This window comes from Massilia scottii, assembly GCF_030846495.1.
GTDB lineage: Bacteria > Pseudomonadota > Gammaproteobacteria > Burkholderiales > Burkholderiaceae_D > Telluria_A > Telluria_A violaceinigra.
Window position 1 is genome coordinate 200,861 of sequence record NZ_JAVCWM010000011.1, and the last position, 23,396, is coordinate 224,256.

General features: G+C 64.0%; 23 protein-coding genes. 13 read left to right on the forward strand and 10 right to left on the reverse strand.

Annotated elements, in window-relative coordinates:
• Positions 1–39: 39 nt before the first annotated feature.
• On the reverse strand, positions 40–597 hold the full coding sequence (locus tag RBA41_RS17505) for a porin family protein (protein WP_306625417.1): 558 nt from the start codon (positions 595–597) through the stop codon (positions 40–42).
• A gap of 203 nt (positions 598–800) precedes the next feature.
• The gene (locus tag RBA41_RS17510) at positions 801–1,394 is read right to left on the reverse strand and encodes an alpha-ketoglutarate-dependent dioxygenase AlkB family protein (protein ID WP_306625419.1); all 594 of its coding nucleotides are present in this window, start codon (positions 1,392–1,394) and stop codon (positions 801–803) included.
• 56 nt (positions 1,395–1,450) lie between these two features.
• Here RBA41_RS17510 and RBA41_RS17515 point away from each other — a divergent pair, with 56 nt between their 5' ends.
• Complete coding sequence (locus RBA41_RS17515) at positions 1,451–2,032, forward strand: putative pterin-binding protein (RefSeq protein WP_306625420.1); 582 nt, start codon at positions 1,451–1,453, stop codon at positions 2,030–2,032.
• 22 nt (positions 2,033–2,054) lie between these two features.
• Here the strand turns inward: RBA41_RS17515 and RBA41_RS17520 are convergent, their stop codons facing one another.
• The 8 genes from RBA41_RS17520 to RBA41_RS17555 form a co-directional block, all read right to left on the reverse strand.
• Positions 2,055–2,417: a hypothetical protein gene (locus RBA41_RS17520; protein WP_306625422.1), complete on the reverse strand. Its 363-nt coding sequence runs from the start codon at positions 2,415–2,417 to the stop codon at positions 2,055–2,057.
• A 199-nt stretch (positions 2,418–2,616) separates the two neighbouring features.
• Positions 2,617–3,123, reverse strand: coding sequence for a GNAT family N-acetyltransferase (locus RBA41_RS17525; protein ID WP_306625423.1), 507 nt, complete (start codon positions 3,121–3,123; stop codon positions 2,617–2,619).
• Positions 3,120–3,989, reverse strand: coding sequence for a Rossmann-like and DUF2520 domain-containing protein (locus tag RBA41_RS17530; protein ID WP_306625424.1), 870 nt, complete (start codon positions 3,987–3,989; stop codon positions 3,120–3,122). The genes RBA41_RS17525 and RBA41_RS17530 overlap by 4 nt, the downstream gene beginning before the upstream one ends.
• The gene (locus tag RBA41_RS17535) at positions 3,990–4,568 is read right to left on the reverse strand and encodes a DUF924 family protein (RefSeq protein ID WP_306625425.1); all 579 of its coding nucleotides are present in this window, start codon (positions 4,566–4,568) and stop codon (positions 3,990–3,992) included.
• Positions 4,569–4,605: 37 nt separating this feature from the next.
• Positions 4,606–5,352 (reverse strand): MgtC/SapB family protein, encoded by a 747-nt coding sequence (locus RBA41_RS17540; RefSeq protein WP_306625427.1) that lies wholly within the window; start codon positions 5,350–5,352, stop codon positions 4,606–4,608.
• Positions 5,353–5,373: 21 nt separating this feature from the next.
• Complete coding sequence (locus RBA41_RS17545) at positions 5,374–5,640, reverse strand: hypothetical protein (RefSeq protein WP_306625428.1); 267 nt, start codon at positions 5,638–5,640, stop codon at positions 5,374–5,376.
• Entirely contained in the window at positions 5,640–7,448 is a 1,809-nt protein-coding gene (locus RBA41_RS17550; protein WP_306625430.1) for an aminopeptidase P family protein, read from the reverse strand. Before RBA41_RS17550 ends, RBA41_RS17545 begins: the two co-directional genes overlap by 1 nt.
• A gap of 96 nt (positions 7,449–7,544) precedes the next feature.
• Positions 7,545–8,231, reverse strand: coding sequence for a Crp/Fnr family transcriptional regulator (locus RBA41_RS17555; RefSeq protein ID WP_374709565.1), 687 nt, complete (start codon positions 8,229–8,231; stop codon positions 7,545–7,547).
• A gap of 154 nt (positions 8,232–8,385) precedes the next feature.
• On the opposite strand from RBA41_RS17555, the gene RBA41_RS17560 reads away from it, so the two are divergent.
• From RBA41_RS17560 to RBA41_RS17615, 12 genes are all read left to right on the forward strand, one after another.
• Entirely contained in the window at positions 8,386–10,344 is a 1,959-nt protein-coding gene (locus tag RBA41_RS17560) for an AMP-dependent synthetase/ligase (RefSeq protein WP_306625470.1), read from the forward strand.
• Between the two features lie 19 nt (positions 10,345–10,363).
• The gene (locus RBA41_RS17565) at positions 10,364–11,194 is read left to right on the forward strand and encodes an ABC transporter ATP-binding protein (RefSeq protein WP_374709567.1); all 831 of its coding nucleotides are present in this window, start codon (positions 10,364–10,366) and stop codon (positions 11,192–11,194) included.
• Entirely contained in the window at positions 11,191–12,087 is an 897-nt protein-coding gene (locus RBA41_RS17570; RefSeq protein WP_306625433.1) for a branched-chain amino acid ABC transporter permease, read from the forward strand. Before RBA41_RS17565 ends, RBA41_RS17570 begins: the two co-directional genes overlap by 4 nt.
• A 1-nt stretch (position 12,088) precedes the next feature.
• On the forward strand, positions 12,089–13,147 hold the full coding sequence (locus RBA41_RS17575; protein WP_099873449.1) for a branched-chain amino acid ABC transporter permease: 1,059 nt from the start codon (positions 12,089–12,091) through the stop codon (positions 13,145–13,147).
• Positions 13,148–13,168: 21 nt separating this feature from the next.
• Entirely contained in the window at positions 13,169–14,497 is a 1,329-nt protein-coding gene (locus RBA41_RS17580) for an ABC transporter substrate-binding protein (protein ID WP_374709566.1), read from the forward strand.
• Between the two features lie 76 nt (positions 14,498–14,573).
• The gene (locus RBA41_RS17585) at positions 14,574–15,395 is read left to right on the forward strand and encodes an ABC transporter ATP-binding protein (protein WP_099873445.1); all 822 of its coding nucleotides are present in this window, start codon (positions 14,574–14,576) and stop codon (positions 15,393–15,395) included.
• Positions 15,396–15,404: 9 nt separating this feature from the next.
• Entirely contained in the window at positions 15,405–15,758 is a 354-nt protein-coding gene (locus tag RBA41_RS17590; protein WP_306625435.1) for an MmcQ/YjbR family DNA-binding protein, read from the forward strand.
• Positions 15,755–17,032: a phenylacetate--CoA ligase family protein gene (locus RBA41_RS17595; protein WP_306625437.1), complete on the forward strand. Its 1,278-nt coding sequence runs from the start codon at positions 15,755–15,757 to the stop codon at positions 17,030–17,032. The genes RBA41_RS17590 and RBA41_RS17595 overlap by 4 nt, the downstream gene beginning before the upstream one ends.
• 123 nt (positions 17,033–17,155) lie before the next feature.
• Positions 17,156–17,737, forward strand: a complete 582-nt coding sequence (locus RBA41_RS17600) for a hypoxanthine-guanine phosphoribosyltransferase (RefSeq protein WP_306625439.1) — start codon at positions 17,156–17,158, stop codon at positions 17,735–17,737.
• Positions 17,738–18,113: 376 nt separating this feature from the next.
• Positions 18,114–19,775: a glycosyl hydrolase family 18 protein gene (locus RBA41_RS17605; RefSeq protein ID WP_306625441.1), complete on the forward strand. Its 1,662-nt coding sequence runs from the start codon at positions 18,114–18,116 to the stop codon at positions 19,773–19,775.
• Positions 19,776–19,853: 78 nt separating this feature from the next.
• On the forward strand, positions 19,854–20,879 hold the full coding sequence (locus tag RBA41_RS17610) for a cupin-like domain-containing protein (RefSeq protein ID WP_306625443.1): 1,026 nt from the start codon (positions 19,854–19,856) through the stop codon (positions 20,877–20,879).
• 33 nt (positions 20,880–20,912) lie between these two features.
• Entirely contained in the window at positions 20,913–23,315 is a 2,403-nt protein-coding gene (locus RBA41_RS17615) for a glycosyl hydrolase family 18 protein (RefSeq protein ID WP_306625444.1), read from the forward strand.
• The last annotated feature ends 81 nt before the right edge of the window (positions 23,316–23,396 follow it).

A 23,396-nucleotide genomic window follows, 5' to 3' on the forward strand; every position in this document is an offset into this window, starting at 1 on the left:
CCCGGGCTTCGCGCAGCGCGCAAAGCCACGGGCGCTTGATCAGAAGCTGTAACGAGCACCAACGGTGATGGCGTCTGCCTTCGAACCGAAGTCCTTGCTCTTGCCATAGCGCTCATATTCCAGCGTCAGGGCGACCTGCTTGCTCAGGTTGTACTGGCCGCCAACGGCCCCGTACACGCCTGTCTCGCTTTCCTTGTAGCGCAGGTTAGGCGAACTGCCTTCCACCTTGGTATAACCAGCGCCGAGCTTGCCGTAGACCGAAAACATCTCGTTGACAGGCATGGTGGCCTTGCCGGCGATGTAGGCGCGCTTGCCGTCGGTGGTGCCGCTGCGGGTGTCATTGCCGATCTTGTAGTTGAAATCGGCCTTGGTCAGGTCGGTGTAACCGGCTTCCACGCCCCACATCGGGGTGATATCGAGGCCGCCGAACACTTTCAGCGATGGCTTGTAGCCGTCGCCGTCGAAGTCGCTACCGCCAATTTTGAAACTGTGATCGGACGATGCGACGCCCACACCAACGTAAGGGGCCGGGCTTTGCGCCTGGGCAGCGGTCATCGCGGTAACGCCGGCGACCAATGCAAAAATGAGCTTTTTCATGCGGAATCCTTTGTGTGAAACAGTCTGTTCCGCAATTCCCAATGAATTGCGAGGTAACCAAGATAGCATCACCGAATGTGCGCATGAAGGGGCATTCCGTAAGACTTGTAAGGAAATGTAACGCGAAAAATAGCCCGCAGTTGAAATAACTGACTGGAGGTTCAGCTATATGTATTTTTCACTTGAGCGAACTTAGGCACAAATTAAAAGATGAAGCGGAACGTTAGGTTCACGCGCGGGCCAATGGGGCGCGTCGACTTGTTAATTCCGTGCTGCCAGTGCTTTTGTGTATTGTCTGACATCACCAGTAAAGTACCGTCTTTTAAGACTAGCTTAAGTGTCTGTCTGGTCTGTTTGTGACGCAGGATAAAGGTTCTTTCAGCTCCGAAGCTGAGCGATGCGATCACCGGATGGGGGCCGAGCTCGGGTTCATCATCGCTGTGCATGCCCATGCTGTCGCGCTCGTTTCGATAGTAATTGAGCAGCACGCTGTTGAAGCGCTGCCCGCAGACGGCCTCGACCGCTTCCTTGAGTGCCAGCTGCAGCGGCGTGAACGGCAGCGGTTCGAGGCGCAGGCCGGAATACGTATAGGCCGCCTCGCCGTGCCAGGCGGTCAGGCGCGGCTGTGGATGCTGCTTTCCCCATAGGGTGATCGATTGGGCGCGCCAGGCGGTCTCGGCAACGAGGCGCGCAAGCACCTCCGCATTACTCAGATGAAAAGGCAGCTGGGGCAGGACCGATACCGTGCCATCGTCGAGCGGAAAGGGGCTTAACTGGCTTTGTTGAAACAGGTCCATGGGGGGCGGCTTGGCGATATGATGGCAGGATGACACGATAGAGGAGGTATTTTCGCATGAAAAAACGTCACTTCCTGGGCGCCGCCGCGAGCGCGGCCGCCCTCCCCGCCCTCGCTGCCGGCACGCCGGCCAGGCAGGCACCGGGACCAGCCCTGCTGACCCTGACCGGCGAGCTGGCGCGCAGCAACCGCGGCCCGTTCGACCCGGTGCTCGACCAGATGATGCACAAGCAAAAGATCAGCTTCGACAAGGCGTTCGGCCTCGATTTCGGCGCGCTGCTGGCCCTGCCGGCGGTTGGCATCCGCCCTACCCTGGAATACGACGCCAAGCCGCATGCGCTGCGCGGCCCGCTGCTGCTCGATGTGGTCGCGGCCAGCGGCACCCGCCTGCGCGCCGACGGCAAGCTGGTGCTGCGCGCCGTGGACGGCTATGCGGTCGCGCTGCCGGTGGCGCAGGCGCGCGCGCAGCGCTTCATCGTCGCCACCCATCTCGACGGCAAGCCGATGGCGCTGGGCGGGCTGGGGCCCTTGTGGGCCGTGTACGATGCGGATCGTTTTCCCGACATGGCTGCCAGGCCGGTGGCCGAACGCTTCGGCGCCTGCCCGTGGGCCCTGTATCACATCGAGGTAGCGCAATGAGGCCGCCAGCGGCGGCAATCGCTCAGGCGTAGGCTTCGGCCAGCGACATCACGCGCGGCGTGACGGTGATGCCGACGTTGCCGAACAAGGTATCGATAGCCTTCAGATTGGCCTCGCACTCTTCGGTTTTCCAGCCCTTGAAGATGTCGGTGCCATCTTTCTGGAAGTGCAGGTCGAGCACCTTGCCGCGGTCCTTGTGGGTGTAGGCCTCGCTATGGGTGTTCTGGAAGCCCAGCTCGGCCAGGCCGGCGAGGATCGAATTCGGGGGATTGTCGGGGTCGGTTGCGAGGAAGACGCCGAAGGTCTTGCCGGGGGGCTTGGCGGCGATATCGACTTCATAAATGCCCGGCGCCTTTGTCACAGACGTACTTTTCAAAAATAGCATGCTGGTCTCCCTCGTCGACGTAAGCAGCGGCATGGGATTGCCTGCCGTTTTGGCAAGTCTTCCGCAACATCACCGTAACGGTCTAGCTTATTGCGATTTTTTGCGTTTGTCGATGCATGGTTGCATCTTTTCGCATTAATGCATCAGCCGCGTTGCATAAGCGCCGGCCGCCGGTTCGCCGGCCGCCAGCTTGACCACTTTACCGTGGCGCCGGCCTCAGCCAGCCCATCAAGGTGTCGTCTTCGATCTCCCCGCGCGCATTCCTGACCCGGCCGCGCAGGCGTCCTTCGTCGATGAAACCGAGCGAGGCATACAGCGCGCGCGCCTTCACGTTCGATTCGCGCGCGAACAGCTCGACCCGCGTAATGTGGGGCATGCGTTCGCTCACCTCGGCCAGCAGCGCGCCGAACAGGCCGCGTCCCACGCCCTTGCCCTGGCACCCGGGCGCCACCGCGATGGTCAGGTCGGTCAGCAGGTGGGCCAGCGCGGCAATGCCAATGCGCGAGGCGTGAATTTCGCCATGGATCACGCCATCTTCTTCGTAGACGAATTCGACGCCGTCGGCGGCCGCTTTTTGCATGAAGCCGCTCACATAGGCGTCCGTGACCTCGTCCGGGGTGCGCGCAATGCCGTCAGGGATGCGCGCCACCGCCTTGTACAGCGCCACCAGCTGCGCATGGTCCTTCGCGTCGGCTGTTCTGATCATGCCCGGTCCTTGCCGTTGCTGGCGGCGTTGTTGCGCGCGTTGTTGTCTTTCTTGCGGCGCGCCAGATCCTGGGTCGGCGCCACCAGCGCCGCATACAGCGCCCCGCTCGGCCCGTCCCACGCGGCCAGCGCGGCCTGCTGGCGCGCCACCGTGTGCATGTCGCCGCGCGCAATCGGCCCGCTCAGCGCCGCCGCCGCGCCCAGGCGGAACACATTGGCCATGCTTTCCGACGCCAGCGGCTGCGCCATGGCGCGCGCCACCGGTTCCGGCACGCCCGCCGCCTGGTAGGCGCGCAGCGCGGCGTCGAGCACCGTCACCAGATAATTCGATGCAAACACCGAAGCCGCGTGATACACCGTCTTCGCTTGCGCGTCGATGGCTACCGGCTGCGCACCGATCGACGCCAGCGCCGGCATGAGCACGGCCAGTGCATCGGCGTCGCCCTCGGTCCCGCAAAAGGTGCCGTCGAAGTGCTGCGCCACCAGCGCCGGATCGGCAAAGCTGCGGATCGGATGCACGCTCGCCACCAGCGCCCCGGCCGCGCTGGCCGCCGCCAGTTCGGCCGAGGACTTGGCGCCGCTGCAGTGAAACACGATGGCGCCCGTGAGCGCCTGCGCGCCAGCCAGTTGCGCGCACACGGCGCCGATCTGGTCGTCGCCGACAGCCAGCATCCACGCGTCTGCCGGCCGCATGGAGGCCAGGCCGGCCAGCGCGCGCCCGGCGCCCATGAACCCGACGGCATCGAGCGCACTGGCGTGCGAGCGCGTCAGCACGTCCTGCACGGCAAAGCTGCCGCGCGCGCCGAACAGGCGCCCCAGCACCCGTCCCACATGGCCGGCGCCGATGATGTTGAGCGTGCGCGCCACCTAGAAGCCCGACCCCGGCTGCTTGAGGTAGTCGATTTCTTCCGGTGTGGAGGCGCGCCCCAGGATCGCATTGCGGTGCGGGAAGCGGCCGAAACGCGCGATCACGCCGCGATGGCGGTGCGCGTAATCGAGCGCGCCCTCGAACGCCTCGCCGTACTGCGCCAAATCGGAAAAGAGTTCGACCGCGCGCTCCTGCATGCGCGCGTCCTCGGCGTGCTCGAACGGCATGTAGACGAACCAGCGCTGCAGCGGGGTGAGCGTTTTATCGGCGCCGCTGTCGACCAGCCGCATCGCCGCGGCCAGCGCCAGGGCGTCGCCGGAAAACGAGGCAGGCTGGCCGCGCCAGGCGTTGCGCGTGAGCTGGTCGAGCAGCACGATGCGCGCCAGCGTTCCCTGCGGCCCCTCGTCGTCCCACTCGCGCAGGCCGCCGGCGAGCGCGTGTTCGAGCAGGGCGCCGAAGCGCTCGGCCACCTCGGCATCGAACGCGTCGCTCTTGCGGAACCAGACCTCGCGCGCCTTGCCGTGCCCTTCGGCGCCGGCGGGCAGGAACCAGAAATCGAGTATGTCTTGTGCCGTCATGGCAGCTCCTTGCGTTCAGCTTGATGTGCAGCCCGGCTTAATTGCGGGCGTGCGAGATTTGAAAACTGTCGATGCCGTTGAACTGCGCCAGTTCGGCCGCCAGTTCGGACAGCGGCGCACCGCTTTTCTTCGACAGCGCCAGCGCCACGAAGCGCCATTCCTGCATGTTGTTATCGCTGCCGATGGTGAGCGAACCGCCGGCAATCGCATAGCCGCGTTCCAGCGCGATGCGGCGCAGCGCATCCTCGCGTGGCACGAAGTCGTGCTTGAAGCGCATCATCACCGCCACCGCATGGCGCGAGGGCAGCCAGGCCTCGACCTTGGACAGGTAGATCATGATCATCGCCGAAAAGAAGGCCAGCCCCATCGCGGCCAGGTAAAACCCGACGCCGACCAGGATGCCGATCACCGACGAGGTCCAGATCGAAGCGGCCGTGGTCAGGCCGCTGATGTTGAAGCCTTCGCGCATGATGACGCCCGCGCCCAGGAAGCCGATGCCGGTGACGATGCCCTGGATCACGCGGGTGGGGTCGACCGCGGCCAGCAGCGAAGCGCCATGGCCGCCGAACCAGAAGCCGGGATAGCCGCCGACGATGGTCAGCGCGGCCGAGGCCATGCACACCAGGCCATAGGTGCGCATGCCGGCCGCGCGCCCATGGTAGGAGCGTTCGTAGCCAACCAGCAGCCCAAGAATGAGCGCGCCCAGCAGATTGAGGAGGATCAGTCCATTGGTGGCGATTTCCGGTTGCGACCAGTAGGCCGACATCAGCTCCGTGAACGACATGCGGTTTCCTTCAAGGTGACGCTAGGGGGCCGGCTTCTTTTTCACCAGCTGCTTTTCGAAGGCGACATCGAGCTTGCTGACGCGCCGCGCTACCTGCGGTCCGAGCTTGTTGACGAAGGCGACGAAGTCGTCGAGGTCGAGCGGAGCGCACAGGGGCGGCTCGCCCGGCGCTTCCGACAGGAAGAACAGGCCGTCGCCGGTGCGGGCCATCGAATAGCCGGCGTTCCCGCTGCGTACCTTGAGGCGGTCGACGGCGGCGCTGGCCCGGGTTGATCGTGCGGTCGACATCAGATCTCCTGTGTGCGTTGTTCGAGCCAGGCGGCGGCCGCACCGCTCACATGCGGCGCCAGGCGCGCACGCACGGTGGCATGGTAGTCGTTGATCCAGGCGATTTCGTCGGCGCGCAGCAGCGGCATGTGCAGGCAGCGCGTGTCGATCGGGCACAAGGTCAAGGTTTCGAAGCGCAGCCAGTCGCCAAATTCGGTGGCATCAAGCGCCACGTTCAGCACCAGGTTTTCGATGCGGATGCCCCAGCGGCCGGGCCGGTAGATGCCCGGTTCGACCGAGGTGACCATGCCTTCCTCCATGGCGGTGTGCGGCTCCGGCATGGCGCTTGCCGAAATCGACTGCGGTCCCTCGTGCACGTTCAGGAAAAAGCCGACGCCATGGCCGGTGCCGTGGCCGTAGTCGATGCCGGCGGCCCAGATCGGCGCGCGCGCCAGCGCATCGAGCATCGGCGAGCGGGTACCGCGCGGGAAGCGCGCCGACGACAGTGCGATCACGCCCTTGAGCACGAGCGTGAAATCGCTGCGCTGCGCTTCGCTGGTGGCGCCCACCGGCACCACGCGCGTGATGTCGGTGGTGCCGCCCAGGTACTGGCCGCCGGAGTCGATCAGCAGCAGGCCGTCGCCTTCGATGACGGCGTGCGCCGCCTCGCTGGCGCGGTAGTGGATGACGGCGCCGTTGGCGTTAAAGCCGGCGATGGTGCCGAAACTGGGGCTGACAAAACCGGGCCGGCGCGCGCGCGCGGCCGTGATGTGGCGGTCGATGGCCACTTCGGTGAGCGGCGCGCGCGCCGGGTTGGCCAGTTCGGCCTCCAGCCAGGCGAAAAATTCGCACAGCGCCGCGCCATCGTGCTCCATGGTGGCGCGCACGTGGGCGGCCTCGGAGGCGGTTTTTTTCGATTTGGCGAAGGTGGTCGGGTTGACCGCCTCGATCACCTTCACGCCCGGCGCGATCGCATCGCGCATGCCGGCCGTGATGCGGCGCGGGTCGATGAGCAGCGCCGCGCCGGGAGGCAAGGCAGCCAGGGCGCCCGCGGCACCGGCATAGGGCGCCAGGGCGACGCCGTCAAGCAGCAGGCGCGCGCGCAATGCGGCGTCGACCTTGGCTTCGGCCACGAACAGGGTCGCGCCATCGGGTGCTATCAGCGCATGCGCCAGGAATACCGGGTTGTAGCTCACGTCGGCGCCGCGCAGGTTGAACAGCCAGGCGATGTCGTCGAGGGTGGAGATGAAGTGGCGGTCCGCGCCCAGTCTGGCCATGGCGGCGCGGGTGGCGGCCAGCTTGTCGGCGCGGCTGGTGGAGGCGAACGGCGCGGCGTGCTCGGACACTGGCTGCGGCGGCAGCGCGGGGCGTTCGCTCCAGAATGAGTCGAGCAGGTCGATATCGGTGCGCAGATGGACGCCGCGCGCGCTCAAGGCGTCGGCCAGCAGGCGCGCGCCGGACAGGCCGAGCACGCGCGCGTCGACCGCCACCGTCTGGCCCGGGGCCAGGTTGGCGGCCAGCCAGTCGATGTGCAGCAGGCTGGCGCCGGACGGGATTTTCATCAGTTGCACGCTGCTGCCGGCCAGTTCGGTCCCGGCCTGGGTCCAGTAGCGGGCATCGGTCCAGCAGCCGGCAAAGTCGCTGGTGGCGATGAAGGTGCCGACCGAGCCGGTGAAACCGGTGAGCCATTCGCGGCCCTGCCAGCGGCCGGGCAGGTATTCGGACAGGTGCGGGTCGGATGAAGGGATGATGCAGGCGTCGACCTGCGCGCGCTGCATGGCGGCGCGCAGCTGCGCGAGGCGCTCATCGCGCGCGGTGGATATGGGCATGGGCAGCGTTGAATCGGGTGATGTCATTGTGTCTTATGATACCTCTATCGCGCCTGGCCGTGGCGCGGCATGCGTGCGCAGGTGGACAAGCGGGCTTCATGCCTGGAAGTGGCGCAGCCCTTCCAGGTCGAGCACGCGGATGCCGCCGTAATCGAGCCGCAGCAGCCCTTCCTTCTCCAGCAGCTGCAAGGCCTGGTTGGCGCGCTGGCGCGAGGCGCCCGACAGGTAGCCGATTTCTTCCTGCGAAATCTGCACCAGTTTCTCCAGTCCCGGATACAGGTGCGAGTTGAACATCGCGGCCAGGCAGCGCGCCACGCGGGTATCGATGTCGAGCATGCGGTCGTTTTCGACCAGGCCGATGAACTGGCCCAGGCGTTCGTTCAGCTGCATCAGCAAAAAACGCGTGAACGGCAGGCTCACTTCGAGCAGCCACTCGAACGTTTCGCGCGGCATACGGGCCACACGCGTGTCGCGCAGCGCCATCACATCGTATTTGCGGGTCTGGTCCTTGAGCAGCGAGCCTTCGCCGAACCAGCCTCCGGTCGGCACGCCGGCGAAGGTCACGTTTTTACCGGATGGCGAGAAATTGTTGATCTTGACCAGGCCATCGATGATCCCGACCCAGTTGTCCAGCGCCTCACCCTTGCGGCATACGAAGCCGCCCTTGGGCACGAACTGCTCGAAGCAGTCGGCTTCGACCCGGATCATCTCGGCGCTCGTGAGGGTGCGGGCCCATATGGTCGAGCGCAAGTGTTCAATTAATGTCTGTGTCTGGTTTGTCATTGTGCGCCGCAGCATCGAAAGTCGCGAATTAGAGGGCGAATTGTCATCCAAAAGACAACCTGCCCGGCCAACGCGAGCTAATATCATCACACAAAAAGCGCGCCACCCCGCATTTGCCGTTGCGGGAGGGGGGCCGGACAAACAAAAGGGGACGCTGGTGGATACATCCGATGGCTCGCAATTGCAGACTTTCCCGCGGCGACTGCTGGCGCACGCCCAGGCGCGCCCGCAGCGCCCCGCCTTCCGCGAAAAGCACCTGGGCATCTGGCAGACCTGGAGCTGGCTGGAGGTGAACGCCGAGGTGCGCGCCCTGGCCTGCGGCCTGGCGTCGCTCGGTTTCACGCGCGGCATGAACCTGGCCATCATCGGCGACAACCGTCCGCGCCTGTACTGGGCCATGCTGGCCGCCCAATGCCTGGGCGGCGTGCCGGTGCCGCTGTACCAGGACGCGCCGGCGGCCGACATGGCCTACGTATTGAACGACGCCGACATCGGCTTTGCCATCGTGGAAGACCAGGAGCAGGTCGACAAGCTGCTCGAACTGCAGGCCCTGTGCCCGCAGGTGCGCCACATCGCCTTCGACGACGAACGCGGCATGCGCCACTACAAACAGGCCGCCCTGACCTCCTTCGCGGCGCTGCAGGCACTGGGCCGCGCATGGGACCAGGCGCACCCCGGCGCATTCGACGCGGCGGTGGCCGCCGGCAGCGGCAGCGACATTGCGATCATCCTGTACACCTCCGGCACTACCGGCAAACCGAAAGGCGTATGCCAGTCGCATGCCGCGCTGATGGCGGCCGGCGTGGGCGGGGTCGGCTTCGACAAGCTGACCGACCGCGAAGACATCCTGTCCTACCTGCCCATGGCGTGGGTGGGCGACTGCCTGTTCTCGCTGGCGCAGGCGATGGTGGCCGGTTTCACGGTCAACTGCCCCGAGTCGGGCGACACCGTGCTGACCGACCTGCGCGAGATCGGCCCGACCTATTACTTTGCGCCGCCGCGCGTGTTCGAGAACATGCTCACCACCGTGATGATCCGGATGGAAGACGCAAGCACCATCAAGCGCAATATGTTCCACCACTTCATGGACGTGGCCAAACGCTGCGGCGCCGATATCCTGGACGGCAAACCGGTGCCGGCGTTTGACCGCGCGGCGTATGCGCTCGGCCACCTGCTGGTCTACGGCCCGCTCAAGAATGTGCTCGGACTGTCGCGCGTGCGCGTGGCCTACACCGCCGGCGCGGCGATCGGTCCGGACCTGTTCCGTTTCTACCGCTCGATCGGGGTCAATCTCAAGCAGCTGTACGGCTCCACCGAAACCTGCGCCTACGTGTGCCTGCAGCCGGACGGGAACATCAAGTTCGACAGCGTCGGCCTGCCCGCGCCCGGCGTGGAGGTGCGCATTGCCGCCAGCGGCGAGGTGCTGGTCAAGTCGGCGGCCACGATGGCGGGCTACTTCAAGCGCGAGGACGCGACCGCCGAAGTGATCGACACGGACGGCTACTTCCACACGGGCGACGCCGGCATTTTCGACAGCGAAGGCCACCTGAAGATCATCGACCGCGCGGCCGACGTGGGCAAGATGAACTGCGGCGCGATCTTCGCGCCCAACTACATCGAGAACAAGCTCAAGTTTTTCCCGTTTATCAAGGAGGCGGTCGCCTTCGGCAATGCGCGCAAGCAGGTGTGCGCCTTCATCAATATCGACATGGAAGCGGTCGGCAACTGGGCCGAGCGGCGCAACATCGCCTACGCAGGCTACACCGACCTGGCCGCGCACGGCACCACCTACGACCTGATACGCGACTGCGTGGAGAAGGTCAATGCCGACCTGGCCGGCGAAGCGCTGATGGGGGCGACCCAGATCCACCGCTTCCTGATTTTGCACAAGGAGCTCGATCCGGACGACGATGAGCTGACGCGCACGCGCAAGGTGCGGCGCAAGTTCATCGCCGACAAATACGCGGTGCTGATCGATGCGCTGTACACCGACAAGGCCAGTCAGTTCATCAGCACCCAGGTCAAGTTTGAAGATGGCCGCGTGGGGACGGTGAGCGCCGATTTGCGCATCTGCGGGGCCACCACCTATCCCGCCATGGAAAAGGCTGCGTGAGGAGCGCGTTGCGATGAACATGAATGAACTCAATGAGCCAGCGGACAATGAACCAGGGACGAAGGGATCGACGCGCAAGATCGGACCGGTGATCCTTGACCTGAACAACATCTCGCTGTCGTTCGGCGGGGTCAAGGCGCTGACCGACATCTCCTTCAACGTCCGGCAGCACGAGATCCGCGCGATCATCGGGCCCAATGGCGCGGGAAAAAGTTCGATGCTGAACGTGATCAATGGCGTGTACCGCCCGCAGCAGGGCGAGATCGTGCTGCGCGGGGAGCACCGCAAGAACATGGACTGCTACAGCGCGGCCAAGGCGGGCATAGCGCGCACCTTCCAGAACATCGCGCTGTTCAAGGGGATGACGGTGCTGGACAACATCATGACGGGCCGGAACCTGAAGATGAAGTCGAATTTCCTGATGCAGGCCCTGTACTGGGGCCCGGCGCGGCGCGAGGAAATGGCACACCGCGAAAAGGCGGAAGAGATCATCGATTTCCTGGAGATCCAGGCGATCCGCAAGACGCCGGTGGGGCGGCTGCCGTACGGGCTGCAAAAGCGCGTGGAGCTGGGCCGGGCGCTGGCGGCGGAACCCGATATTTTGCTGCTCGATGAACCGATGGCCGGGATGAACGTGGAAGAGAAGCAGGACATGTGCCGCTTCATCCTGGACGTGAACGACCAGTTCGGGACCACCATCGTGCTGATCGAGCATGACATGGGCGTGGTGATGGATATTTCGGACCGGGTGGTGGTGCTCGATTACGGCAAGAAGATCGGGGACGGGACGCCGGATGAAGTGCGCAGCAATCAGAACGTGATCAACGCGTACCTGGGGGTAGCGCAATGAATTTTTTCTTTGAGGTTCTTATCGGCGGCCTGCTCTCCGGCGTCATGTACGCGCTGGTGGCGATCGGTTTCGTCCTGATCTACAAGGCCTCCGGCGTATTCAACTTCGCCCAGGGCGCGATGGTGTTCTTCGCCGCCCTCACCTGCGTCGGCATCATCGACAAATTCGGCGTCTCGATCTGGCTCGCGATCCCGCTTACCATCGTGGTGATGATCGCGCTCGGCCTGGCCATCGAACGGATCGTCCTGCGCCCGCTGGTCAACCAGCCCGAAATCACCCTCTTCATGGCCACCATCGGCCTGGCGTTCTTCATCGAAGGCCTGGCCCAGCTGCTGTGGGGCTCGCAGGTGCACAAGCTGGACCTGCCGATCGACGACGTGCCGATTCCCTTCCTGCTCGATAACTACAACATCATCGTCTCCCAGTTCGACGTGACCGCCGCCGGCATCTGCGCGGTGCTGGTCACCGCGCTCGCGCTGCTGTTCTCGAAAACCAAAGTGGGCCGCGCCCTGCGCGCCGTCGCCGACGATCATCAGGCCGCGCTTGCCGTCGGCATCCCGCTGCAGCGGATCTGGGCCGTGGTGTGGGCCGTGGCCGGACTGGTCGCGCTGGTGGCGGGCCTCCTGTGGGGCGCGCGCAACGGCGTGCAGTTCGCGCTGACCTTCATCGCCTTGAAGGCGCTGCCGGTGCTGATCCTGGGCGGCTTTACCTCGGTCCCGGGCGCCATTGTCGGTGGCCTGATCATCGGCGCCTCCGAAAAACTGGCCGAGGTCTACATCGGCCCGATGGTCGGCGGCGGCATCGAAGGCTGGTTCCCGTACGTGCTGGCCCTGCTGTTCCTGCTGGTGCGGCCGGAAGGCCTGTTCGGCGAAAAAATCATCCGGAGAATCTGATATGTTTTACCGCGAAGCCGGACAATTCAAGACCACCTACGAGTCGGACGGGCAGATCTTCCCGATCCGCCAGGACCGCATCGCCCTGGGCGGCCTGCTGCTGCTGGCGCTCGCCATCGTGCCGGTGTTCGCCTCGCCCTACATGCTGTCGGCGATCCTGATTCCCTTCCTGATCTTTTCGCTGGCCGCGCTCGGCCTGAACATCCTCACCGGCTATTGCGGCCAGCTCTCGCTCGGCACCGCGGCCTTCATGGCGGTGGGCGCGTTCGCGTCGTTTAACTTCATCGCGCGCCTGCCCGGCATTCCGATGCTGCTCGCCTTCGTGCTGGGCGGCCTGTGCGCGGCCATGGTGGGCATCGCCTTCGGCCTGCCGTCGCTGCGCATCCGCGGTTTTTACCTGGCCGCGTCGACCCTGGCCACCCAGTTCTTCGTGGTCTGGTGCCTGACCAAGATTCCCTACCTGACCAACTACAGCAGCTCGGGCGTGATCACGGCCCAGAAGATCGTCATCTTCGGCTACCAGTTCGATACCCCGGCCAGCAAGTACGTGCTGGTGCTGGCGATCGTGGCGCTCATGGCGCTGCTGGCCAAGAACATGATCCGCTCGAACGTGGGCCGCTCGTGGATGGCGGTGCGCGACATGGACGTGGCGGCCGAAGTCATCGGCTTTCGCCCGATGCGCACCAAGCTGCTGGCGTTCGCGGTCAGCTCGTTCTACTGCGGCGTGGCCGGCGCACTGTACGCCTACGCTTATCTGGGCACGGTCGAACCGGAGGCGTACAACCTCGATCTGTCGTTCCGCATCCTGTTCATGATCATCATCGGCGGGGTCGGCTCAGTGCTCGGCTCCTTCCTCGGCGCGGCTTTCATCGTGCTGCTGCCGGTCTTTTTGAATATTCTGGCGCACAGCCTGTCGCTGCCAACCTCGGTGGCGTCGAACCTGGAACTGATGGTGTTCGGCGCGCTGATTATCTTTTTTCTGATCGTGGAGCCGCATGGCCTTGCGCGCCTGTGGCAAGTAGGTAAAGAAAAACTGCGGCTTTGGCCGTTCCCGCACTAACGCATTCTTCCGGAGACGACAATGAATCACGTAAAACACAAGATGAAGAGCCCTGCATTCAAGAACCTGCTGCTGTGCGCCACCCTGATCGGCGCATTCAACCAGGTGCAGGCGGCCGACCAGTTCATTGCGCTGCCGTCCTACCGCGTGGGTCCGTACGCGGCCGGCGGTTCGGGCTTTTACGGCGGCGCGATCGATTACTTCAATCTGGTCAACGCCAACGGCGGCGTCAATGGCGTCAAGATCCAGTGGGAAGAATGCGAGACCGAGTACAACCCGTCGCGCGGCATCGAGTGCTACGAACGGCTGAAAACCAAGAACGGCGGGGCCAGCATGGTCGAACCGCTGTCGACCGGCATCGCCTACGGCGTGCTCGATCGCCTGGTGCAGGACAAGATCCCGATGACGACCCTCGGCTACGGCCGCTCGGACGCGGCCAACGGCAAGGTCTTTCCTTACGTGTTCCCGCTCATTACCAGCTACTGGAACCAGGCGGCGGCGATGATCAAGTACCTGGCCGACAAGAACGGCGGCTACGACAAGCTGAAAGGCAAAAAGATCGTCCACCTTTACCACGACTCGGCTTTTGGCAAGGAACCGCTGCCGGTGCTGGAAGCGCAGGCAAAGCAGTACGGCTTTGAGTTGATCAAGATCGCGGTGGCGCCGCCGGGCAGCGAGCAGCAGTCGCAGTGGCTGCAGATTCGCCAGGCCAAGCCGGACCACGTGATCCTGTGGGGCTGGGGCGTGATGAATTCGGTCGCGATCAAGACCGCGCAGCGTAACGGCTTCCCGCGCGAGAAGATGCTGGGCGTGTGGTGGGCCGGTTCCGAAGAAGACACGATCCCGTCGGGCGATGCGGCCAAGGGCTACACCTCGATGACCTTCAACACGCCGGGTAACTATCCGCTCATCGACGAGATCCGCAAGAAGGTCTACGCATCGGGCAAGGGCAACCTGGCCGACCAGGCGCGTATCGGCTCGGTGTACCACATGCGCGGCCTGACCGCCGGCATCCTGTGGGTCGAAGCGATCCGCGTGGCGCAGGACAAATTCGGCAAGGGCAAAATCATGACCGGCGAGCAGATGCGCTGGGGCCTGGAAAACCTGAACGTGGATGAAGCGCGCCAGAAAGCGCTGGGTGCCTTCGGCATGTTCCCGACCGTGAAAACCAGCTGCGACGACCACGAAGGGTCGGGCGCGGTCAAGGTCCAGCAGTGGGACGGCAAGAAGTGGATCGCCATCACGCCGAACTGGGTGGTGGGCGACAAGGCCCTCACGCGCAAGCTGGTCGAGGACTCGTCGAACGCCTACGCGGCCGAGAAGAAGATCACACCGAGCTGCATGAAGTAAGCCTATGAAGTAAACGTTCCCTTACCCCCGCGCCAGAACAGCGGCGCGGGGGATTTTTACACCGCGCGAAGAGCCTATGACCACCATCACTGCCAGCCAGCCTTACCTGTCGGTCAATAACATCGAAGTCATTTACGACCACGTGATCCTGGTTTTGAAAGGCGTGTCGCTGCAGGTCCCGAAAGGCAAGATCGTGGCCCTGCTGGGCGCCAACGGCGCCGGCAAATCGACCACCCTGAAAACCATTTCGACCCTGTTGCGCGGCGAACGTGGCGACGTGACCAAGGGCGAGGTGCAGTTCAAGGGCGAGCGGGTCGACCATCTGACCCCGAATGAGCTGGTCAAGCGCGGCCTGTCGCAGGTGATGGAAGGGCGCCACTGTTTCGGCCACCTGACCATCGAAGAAAACCTGCTGACCGGCGCCTACACACGCAACATCTCGCGCGCCGAACTGAAAGCGGCGCTGGAGGCGGTGTACGCGTATTTTCCGCGCCTGAAAGAGCGGCGCTCCAGCCAGGCTGGCTACACCTCGGGCGGCGAGCAGCAGATGTGCGCGATCGGGCGCGCGCTGATGGCCAAGCCGTCGATGATCCTGCTCGACGAACCGTCGATGGGCATCGCGCCGCAGATCGTCGAAGAGATCTTCGACATCGTCAAGGACCTGAACCAGAAGGAAGGCGTGTCGTTCCTGCTGGCCGAGCAAAACACCACGGTGGCGCTGCGCTACGCCGACTTTGGCTACATCCTCGAAAACGGGCGTGTGGTGATGGAAGGCGAGGCCAAGGAACTGGCCAGCAATGAAGACGTCAAGGAGTTCTACCTTGGCGTGGCCGGGGCCGAGCGCAAGAGTTTCCGCGACATGAAATTTTACCGCCGCCGCAAACGCTGGCTGGCCTGAGAGATCACGATGGAATTTGAAACCGCAAAAGCGCTGTGCCGCACCTTCCCCGGCGCGACCGAAGACCTGAAGTGGGAAACGCGGGCGGTGTATTCGGTGGGCGAGAAGATGTTTGCGATGTCGGACCACGCCGTGCCGGCCACGGGCATCTGCTTCAAGGTGGACGACGAGCGCTTCCTGGAGCTCACCGACCGCCCCGGCATCATTCCCGCGCCTTACCTGGCACGGGCGAAATGGGTGTACGTGGAAAACGCAAAGGCGCTCAGCGACGCGGAGGCAGCGGCGCTGCTGCGGCGCGCCTACGAACTGATTTTCGCCAAACTGACCCGCAAGCTGCAACGCCAGATCGGAGAACAAGCATGAAGGTGGACCCCGTCGATATCCTCGACACGCTCGACGCACTGGAGACCCGCAACCCGCAGGAGCGCGAACGCGACCTGATGGCGCGCCTGCCGCAGCTGATCGAGCGCGCCCGCAGCGCGCCGGGCTGGGCACGCATCCTGGAGGGCGTGGACGGCGCGGCCATCAACAGCCGCGCCGCGCTGGCATCGCTGCCGATCACGCGCAAGGCCGATCTGAAGGCGCTGCAGAAGGCGTCGATGCCGTTCGGCGGGCTGGCGGTGACGCCGGTGGGCGCACTGTCGCGGGTGTACGTGTCGCCAGGGCCGATCTTCGACCCGGAAGGGCGCGGCCAGGACTGGTGGCGCTTTGCGCGGCCGATGTACGCGGCCGGCGTGCGTTCGGGCGGGCTGCTGCAGAACTGCTTTTCGTATCATTTCACGCCCGCGGCCTTCATGGTGGAAGGCGGCGCCGCGCGCATCGGCTGCGCGGTGATTCCGGCCGGCGCCGGCCAGACCGAAATGCAGGTGCAGGCGATTGCCGACCTGCGTCCGGACACGTACGTGGGCACGCCGTCGTTCCTGCGCATCATCATCGAAAAAGCGCGCGAGATGGGGGCCGATATCAGCAGCATGCAGCGCGCCCTGATGGGCGCGGAGGCGCTGCCGGAATCCCTGCGCACGTGGTTTCGCGAAAATGGCGTGCCGCATGTGTTCCAGACGTATGCGTCGGCCGATATCGGCAGCATGGCGTACGAGACGGCCACCGGCGGCGTGCTCAATCCGGGCATGGTGCTCGATGAGGATGTGGTGCTCGAGATCGTGCGGCCAGGGAGCGGCGAGCCGGTGGCGCCTGGGGATATCGGCGAAATCGTGGTGACCTTGTTTAATGCGGACTATCCGCTGATCCGCTTTGCGACCGGGGATATGTCGGCGCTGCTGGTGGACGCGGAGCCGTCGCGCTGCGGGCGCACCAACAGCCGGATTCGCGGCTGGCTGGGACGGGCCGACCAGACCACCAAGGTGCGCGCCATGTTCGTGCATCCGTCGCAGGTGAACAATATCGTGCGGCGGCACCCGGGGATCTTGAAGGCGCGGATGGTGGTGACCGGCAGGATGGCCAATGATGTGATGACCTTGCACTGCGAGGTGGCCACGGCGCCGGACGCGCAGCAGGCGGCGGCGATTGTGGAGTCGATTCGCGAGGTGACCAAGCTGCGCGGGGAAGTCAGGTTCGAGTCGCCGGGGACCCTGGCTGATGATGGGAAGGTAATTGAGGATTTGCGGGACTACAGCTAAGGCTGGTGGCGCCGCCTTGGCGCGGGAACGACGGGGCCCCTCCTGTGGCACAAATCCAACTGGACTCATTGTGCAGTGCACTTTGCAGGATAATTGCCTGGTGTCCTTTTTGAGCCTATCGCCATGCAAGAATTTCATACCGCCCGTGCCCGCGCCCTTCTCGACAATGCGGAGGAAATCTTCGACGCCGCCGCCGTACAGGCCGCCGTGCGCCAGGTCGCCGACAAGCTCAACAGCCGCTTCGGCCAGCCCGACAACGCCGCCTTCCCCCTCGTGCTCGGCGTGATGGGCGGCGCGGTGGTGTTTACCGGCAGCCTCCTCCCGCAACTGCGCTTCCCCCTCGAATTCGACTACATCCACGTCAGCCGCTACGGCGACGACGACCAGGGCGGCAATGTCGTGTGGAAAGTTATACCCCGGCCGAGCGTTGCCGGACGCATCATCATCGTGCTCGACGATATCCTCGACGAGGGCGAAACCCTGGCCCATGTCAAGCAGCGCCTGCTCGACATGGGCGCGGCCGAAGTCGTCATCACCGTGTTCGCCGACAAGGCCCTGAAACGCAGCAAACCCATCAAAGCCGATATCGTCGGCCTCTCCATTCCCGACAAGTTCGTGGTCGGTTTTGGCATGGATGTGTATGGCTACTGGCGCAACTTGCCTGGGCTGTGGGCAATACGCGCGGAAGACCTCAAGCCGCGGTGATTTTCCACAAAACCGTGACGCGCACGACAAAATCGCCGCGACCGCTCGCGGCGCCGTTAATACCAATCTAAACGGGTACTAAAGCGGTACTACTATCGTCGTGTACAATTTGATATCTCTCTGATATCCCGCCTTTCTCCGCCTCACCATTTGACAATTTGTTTCCCGTATATGCATCCTCGATAAAGGCATACCTTGCTTAGATGAGACATTCTTTCGCAAATCTAACTGGTATTTCATTTTAGTTAACCGCATAAAACCACTTGACTACCAATTCTCCGGGGCTCAATCTGGCTCACCGTTTTTCCGATTGATCGGCGTAGTTTCCGATTGCAACTGATCGTAAAACGGACACCACATCGACCAAGGAGACAACATGGAATACAACACAAAAAGCGGCCTGCTGATCGCCCTCATGGGCGGCATGCTCGCCGCATGCGGCGGTAGCGGCGGCGAGAAATCCGACATTCAGGGCAGCATGACCAAAACGGCAGCCGCCGTCGTCGCCTGCGCCGACTGGAATGCAACCACGATCTACACCGTCGGTAATTGCGCGGTCTACCAAGGCAAAGTGTACAAAGCCAAGTGGTGGACGCAAAACAATATCCCGGGCACCGAACAGTGGGGCCCATGGGAACTGACGACCGATACCCCAACGCCGACGCCAACCCCGCCGACCCCGACGCCGACCCCGCCAACGCCAACGCCGCCGACACCAACGCCGCCAACGCCAACCCCGGTCGGCGGACGTGAAATCGGTTCCTACTTCGCGCAGTGGGGCGTGTACGGCCGCAGCTACGAAGTGGCCGACATCCATACCACCAAGACACCAGTGAACGGCGTGCCGACCAGCGTGGCCGACCAGCTCACCTTCATCAACTATGCCTTCGGCAACGTGTACGCCAAAAACGGCGGCTACGAGTGCGACATGGTGACCAAGGCCGAAACCGGCAACACCACGCCGCCGCCAGCCGACGCCGGCACCGGCGGCGACGCCTACGCCGATTACCAGCGTTCCCCTGCGCGCACCGTCGACGGCAAGGTCATCCCATGGGATGCCAAGCTGACCGGCAACTTCGCCCAGCTCAAACTGCTGAAGCAGGCCCATCCGAACCTGAAAGTGTTCATTTCGCTGGGCGGCTGGAGCTGGTCGCGCTACTTCTCGGCCGCTGCCAAGACCGACGCCCTGCGCAAGCAGCTGGCCAGGTCGTGCATCAAGCAGTTCATCGCGGGTGACTTGCCGGTGCAGGATGGACGCGGCGGTCCGGGCGCGGCCAAGGGCGTGTTCGACGGTATCGATATCGACTGGGAATACCCGGGCGGTGGCGGCCAGTCGTACAACACGGTCGACACGGTCAACGACAAGCGCAACTTTACCTTGCTGATGGCCGAGTTCCGGGCCCAGCTCGACGCGCAAGGCAAGATCGACGGCAAACGCTATCCACTGACGGCCGCCATCGGCGCCGGCGGCGAGAAGATTGCCCAGACTGAACCTGCGCTGTATAGTCAGTACATGGACTGGGTCAACGTGATGACGTACGACTTCCACGGCGGCTGGGAAAACACCACCAACTTCCACGCGCCGCTGTACCGCGATCCCGCTGACCCGGCGACCGGCAACCTGACCAAGTACAACACCGACGACGCGATCAAGACCCTGATCGCAGCCGGCATGCCGAAAAACAAAATCCTGCTGGGCGTGCCGTTCTACGGCCGTGGCTGGAAAGGCGTGAGCCCCGGCCCGCGCGGCGACGGTTTGTACCAGGCAGCGACCGGTCCGGCAGCCGGCCAGTACGAAGCCGGCATCGACGACTACAAGGTTCTCGTGAACAAGGCCGGCACCCGCTGGACTCATCCTGTGACCAAGCAGTTGTACCTGCTGACGACCAACAGCGAATGGTGGAGCTATGACGATCCGGCCACCATCGGCGTGAAGATGCAGTACATGCGTGACCAGGGCCTGCGCGGCGCGTTCTCATGGGAGCTCGACGGCGACGCCAACGGTGCCCTGACCAGCGCAGTATGGAAGGGCCGCTAAGCGGCTAAGCGGAGGTGCCGGCTGCTTTTCACAAAGGCGGCCGGCATCTCCATGCCCGCAACCTCCTGGAGAAACCTCTTGAAAATTCAATCGAACGTACAGCCGACCATGCAGGTCAACGACGACTGGCGCCGCTGGATCGGCGAAAACCTGATGCTGGGCACCTCGCCCGAGGCGATTGCCTCCATCCTGGTCAAATCGAACGTGTCCCCGGCGCATGCCCGGACCGAAATCGACGCGGCACTGCGCAGCCCGTACCTGCAGGCTGCGCGCAGGCTGGCCAATCGGGTCAACAAGCGCGACTGGGTGCTGGCCATCCAGTCGCAATTGAACCAGCTGTACGACGAGGGGATTGAACGACGGGAGCGGCTCTCCGGCGAGGACTTCGTGCAAGCGTATTACCGCACCAACAGGCCGGTGATCATCACCGGCATGCTGGAGCATTTCCCGGCACGCCAGACATGGAATCTCGACTATTTTGCGCAGCGCTTCGGCGAGCGCGTGGTCGAGGTGCAGTTCGGACGCGAAGCCGATCCGCAATATGAGCTCAACAGCATTGCCCACAAGCGCAAGATGCCTTTCGGAGAATATGTGGAGATGGTCCGCACCAGCGGACGCACCAACGACTTCTACATGACCGCCAACAACGATTCGCTCAACCGCGACGCGTTGAAGGAATTGTTCGACGACGTAGGCACCCTGCCCGAGTACCTGACCGACGATCCTGCGCGGCGCGGCTTCTTCTGGTTCGGCCCGGCTGGCACGGTCACCCCGTTCCACCATGACCTGACCAATAACTTCATGGCCCAGATCATCGGACGCAAGAAGATCAAGCTGATGGCGCCGTGCGATACGCCAAGGGTCTACAACCACCGGCACTGCTTCACCGAGGTGGACGCCCGCAATATCGACCTGGCGCGCTTTCCCGCCATGGCCGAGGTGCAGGTCCTCGAATGCGTGCTGGAACCGGGCGAGATCCTGTTCCTGCCGGTCGGCTGGTGGCACTACGTGGAAGGGCTCGATATTTCGGTGACGCTGTCGGCGACCAATTTCCGATGGCCGAACGACTTCTACAGTAACTATCCCCCCAATCACGATTTCTGAGGGGGAACACAATGAATAACGGAGATAATAAGAATGACTATCAATCGTTTGATGGGCGCCCTTCTCGGCAGCGCCCTGGTAGCCTGCGGAGGCAGCAGCGGTCCTGATGCCGCTCAAGGCCAGGGCGGCGAATCGAAGCGCCAGCTGGCGCAGGTGGTGGTGTGCAGCGCATGGTCCGCCACCCAGGTGTACACGGCTGGCGCCTGCGTCAGCCACCTGGGCAAAACCTACACCGCGAAGTGGTGGACACAAAACAATGTGCCCGGCACCGAGGAATGGGGACCGTGGGCGCTGTCGACGACACCGACGCCTACCCCGACACCGACACCAACACCGACACCAACACCGACTCCGACTCCGACGCCAACGCCGACTCCGACCCCAACTCCGACGCCGACGCCAACGCCGACGCCTACTCCGACCCCGACCCCGACGCCAACGCCAACGCCGACGCCCACCACGGTCGCCTGCCGTCCTGACGGCCTGACCTCCAAGGTCACGAACGTGCCGTACTGCGGCGTGTACGACGCCAATGGCCGCGAAGTGCTCGCGCACGGGCTGAACCGGCGCATCGTCGGCTACTTCACCAGCTGGCGCACGGGCAAGGATGGCACGCCTTCCTACCTCGTCAATAACATCCCGTGGGACAAGATCACCCACGTGAACTACGCCTTCGCCGCGGTCGACCCCGCCACGTCCAAGCTGCTGCTCGGCAGCGGGCCGACCAATCCGGACACCGGCCTGACCTGGCCCGACAATCCGGCCGCCGCCATGGACCCGAGCCTGCCGTACAAGGGCCACTTCAACCTGCTGGCGCAATACAAGCGCAAGCATCCCGGCGTGAAGATCATGCTGTCGGTTGGCGGCTGGGCAGGCAGCGGCGGCTTCTACACGGCCACCACCAATGCCGACGGCTCGCTCAACAGCGCCGGCATCGACACCCTGGCCGACTCGATGGTGGCGTTCCTGCGCCAGTACCGCTTCTTCGACGGCATCGACATCGACTACGAGCACCCGACCACCAACAACGAGGCCGGCAACCCGCTCGATTTCGGCATGTCGAAACCACGCCTCGCCGGGCTGATGAAGAGCTACAACGTGCTGCTCGAACGCGTGCGTACCAAGCTCGACACGGCAGCGGTGGCCGACAAGAAGTACTACCTGCTGACCATCGCCGGTTCCGCTTCAGCCTGGGTTCTGCGCGGCGAAGAAAACCTGTCGGGCCTGAAGTATCTCGACTATGCCAGCCTGATGAGCTACGACCTGCACGGCGGGTGGAACCAGTACGTCGGTCCCAACGCGCCCCTGTTCGATGACGGCAACGACGCCGAACTGCGCGCCGGCAACGCCTACCAGTTCGCCAACATCGGCTACCTGAACGTCGACTGGTCCTACCGCTACTACCGCGGCGCGCTGCAAGCCGGGCGCATCAACCTGGGCGTGCCGTACTACACGCGCGGCTGGAAGAACGTGAACGGCGGCACCAATGGCCTGTGGGGCACCACCGCGCTGATCAGCTCGACCGTGACCTGCGCTGGCGTCAAAACCTGCGGCGAAGGCGCGGTCGGCATCGACAACCTGTGGCACGACCTCGACGTCAACGGCAAGCCGATCCCCGGCGGCGGCAATCCGCTGTGGCACGCGCTGAACCTGGAAAAAGCGATCCTGCCGGACTACCTGGACGCCTACAAGGTGACCGACAAGACCCTGCGCGGCACCTACCAGCCGAACTACAGCGCGACCATGGCGGCGCCGTGGCTGTGGAACCCGACCACGAAAGTGTTCCTCTCGACCGAGACGGCGCAATCGATGGATGCCAAGGCACGCTACATCGTCGACAACAACGTCGGCGGCATCATGATCTGGGAGATGGCGGGCGATTACGCGTGGGATGCCAGCAAGAACGGCGGCAAGGGCCAGTACGTGATGGGCAATACCCTGACCACCAACACCTTCAACACCTTCAAGGCGGCAGGGCCGTACGGCAACAAGCGCGCCGAAACCGCGATGCCTGCCAGCAGCGCCAAGGTGAGCATCGAGCTGGGTGGCTGGAAGATGGGCGACAGCAACTTCCCGATCAATCCGGTGATGACGGTGACCAACAAGTCGGCCACCACCATTCCGGGCGGCAGCGTGGTGGAGTTCTCGTATCCGGTGGCGGCGCCGGCCAACATGAGCGACCAGTCGGGGTATGGACTGAAAGTGACTGCGGCCGGGTACAACGGGCCGAACAATATCGGCGGCTTCAAGGCGAACTTCAACCGCGCGCAGTTCACGATTCCGGCATGGCAAGCGCTGGCGCCGGGCGCATCGGTGGCGCTGACGCTCAACTACCAGCTGCCGATTTCGGGGCCATCGGCCTACGTGATCACGGTCGGCGGCAAGCGCTATGCGCTGGCCGACGAGTATCCGGAACTGCCGGTCGCGCTGCCGTAAGCATCGCCTGATCCTTCAGGCCAAAAAACCCGGGAACGCCAGCGTGCGTTGCCGGGTTTTTTCTGCCTCTTATCCTATTTT

Excerpts from the sequence above, each read along its gene's own strand:
- RBA41_RS17595 (WP_306625437.1), top strand. The coding sequence starts at position 15,755 with ATGAAGGTGGACCCCGTCGATATCCTCGACACGCTCGACGCACTGGAG.
- RBA41_RS17540 (WP_306625427.1), bottom strand. The coding sequence starts at position 5,352 with ATGTCGTTCACGGAGCTGATGTCGGCCTACTGGTCGCAACCGGAAATC.
- RBA41_RS17550 (WP_306625430.1), bottom strand. The coding sequence starts at position 7,448 with ATGCCCATATCCACCGCGCGCGATGAGCGCCTCGCGCAGCTGCGCGCC.
- RBA41_RS17545 (WP_306625428.1), bottom strand. The coding sequence starts at position 5,640 with ATGTCGACCGCACGATCAACCCGGGCCAGCGCCGCCGTCGACCGCCTC.
- RBA41_RS17590 (WP_306625435.1), top strand. The coding sequence starts at position 15,405 with ATGGAATTTGAAACCGCAAAAGCGCTGTGCCGCACCTTCCCCGGCGCG.
- RBA41_RS17570 (WP_306625433.1), top strand. The coding sequence starts at position 11,191 with ATGAATTTTTTCTTTGAGGTTCTTATCGGCGGCCTGCTCTCCGGCGTC.
- RBA41_RS17580 (WP_374709566.1), top strand. The coding sequence starts at position 13,169 with ATGAATCACGTAAAACACAAGATGAAGAGCCCTGCATTCAAGAACCTG.
- RBA41_RS17605 (WP_306625441.1), top strand. The coding sequence starts at position 18,114 with ATGGAATACAACACAAAAAGCGGCCTGCTGATCGCCCTCATGGGCGGC.
- RBA41_RS17585 (WP_099873445.1), top strand. The coding sequence starts at position 14,574 with ATGACCACCATCACTGCCAGCCAGCCTTACCTGTCGGTCAATAACATC.
- RBA41_RS17525 (WP_306625423.1), bottom strand. The coding sequence starts at position 3,123 with ATGATCAGAACAGCCGACGCGAAGGACCATGCGCAGCTGGTGGCGCTG.
- RBA41_RS17555 (WP_374709565.1), bottom strand. The coding sequence starts at position 8,231 with ATGACAAACCAGACACAGACATTAATTGAACACTTGCGCTCGACCATA.
- RBA41_RS17515 (WP_306625420.1), top strand. The coding sequence starts at position 1,451 with ATGAAAAAACGTCACTTCCTGGGCGCCGCCGCGAGCGCGGCCGCCCTC.
- RBA41_RS17615 (WP_306625444.1), top strand. The coding sequence starts at position 20,913 with ATGACTATCAATCGTTTGATGGGCGCCCTTCTCGGCAGCGCCCTGGTA.
- RBA41_RS17565 (WP_374709567.1), top strand. The coding sequence starts at position 10,364 with ATGAATGAACTCAATGAGCCAGCGGACAATGAACCAGGGACGAAGGGA.
- RBA41_RS17510 (WP_306625419.1), bottom strand. The coding sequence starts at position 1,394 with ATGGACCTGTTTCAACAAAGCCAGTTAAGCCCCTTTCCGCTCGACGAT.
- RBA41_RS17575 (WP_099873449.1), top strand. The coding sequence starts at position 12,089 with ATGTTTTACCGCGAAGCCGGACAATTCAAGACCACCTACGAGTCGGAC.
- RBA41_RS17505 (WP_306625417.1), bottom strand. The coding sequence starts at position 597 with ATGAAAAAGCTCATTTTTGCATTGGTCGCCGGCGTTACCGCGATGACC.
- RBA41_RS17600 (WP_306625439.1), top strand. The coding sequence starts at position 17,156 with ATGCAAGAATTTCATACCGCCCGTGCCCGCGCCCTTCTCGACAATGCG.
- RBA41_RS17520 (WP_306625422.1), bottom strand. The coding sequence starts at position 2,417 with ATGCTATTTTTGAAAAGTACGTCTGTGACAAAGGCGCCGGGCATTTAT.
- RBA41_RS17535 (WP_306625425.1), bottom strand. The coding sequence starts at position 4,568 with ATGACGGCACAAGACATACTCGATTTCTGGTTCCTGCCCGCCGGCGCC.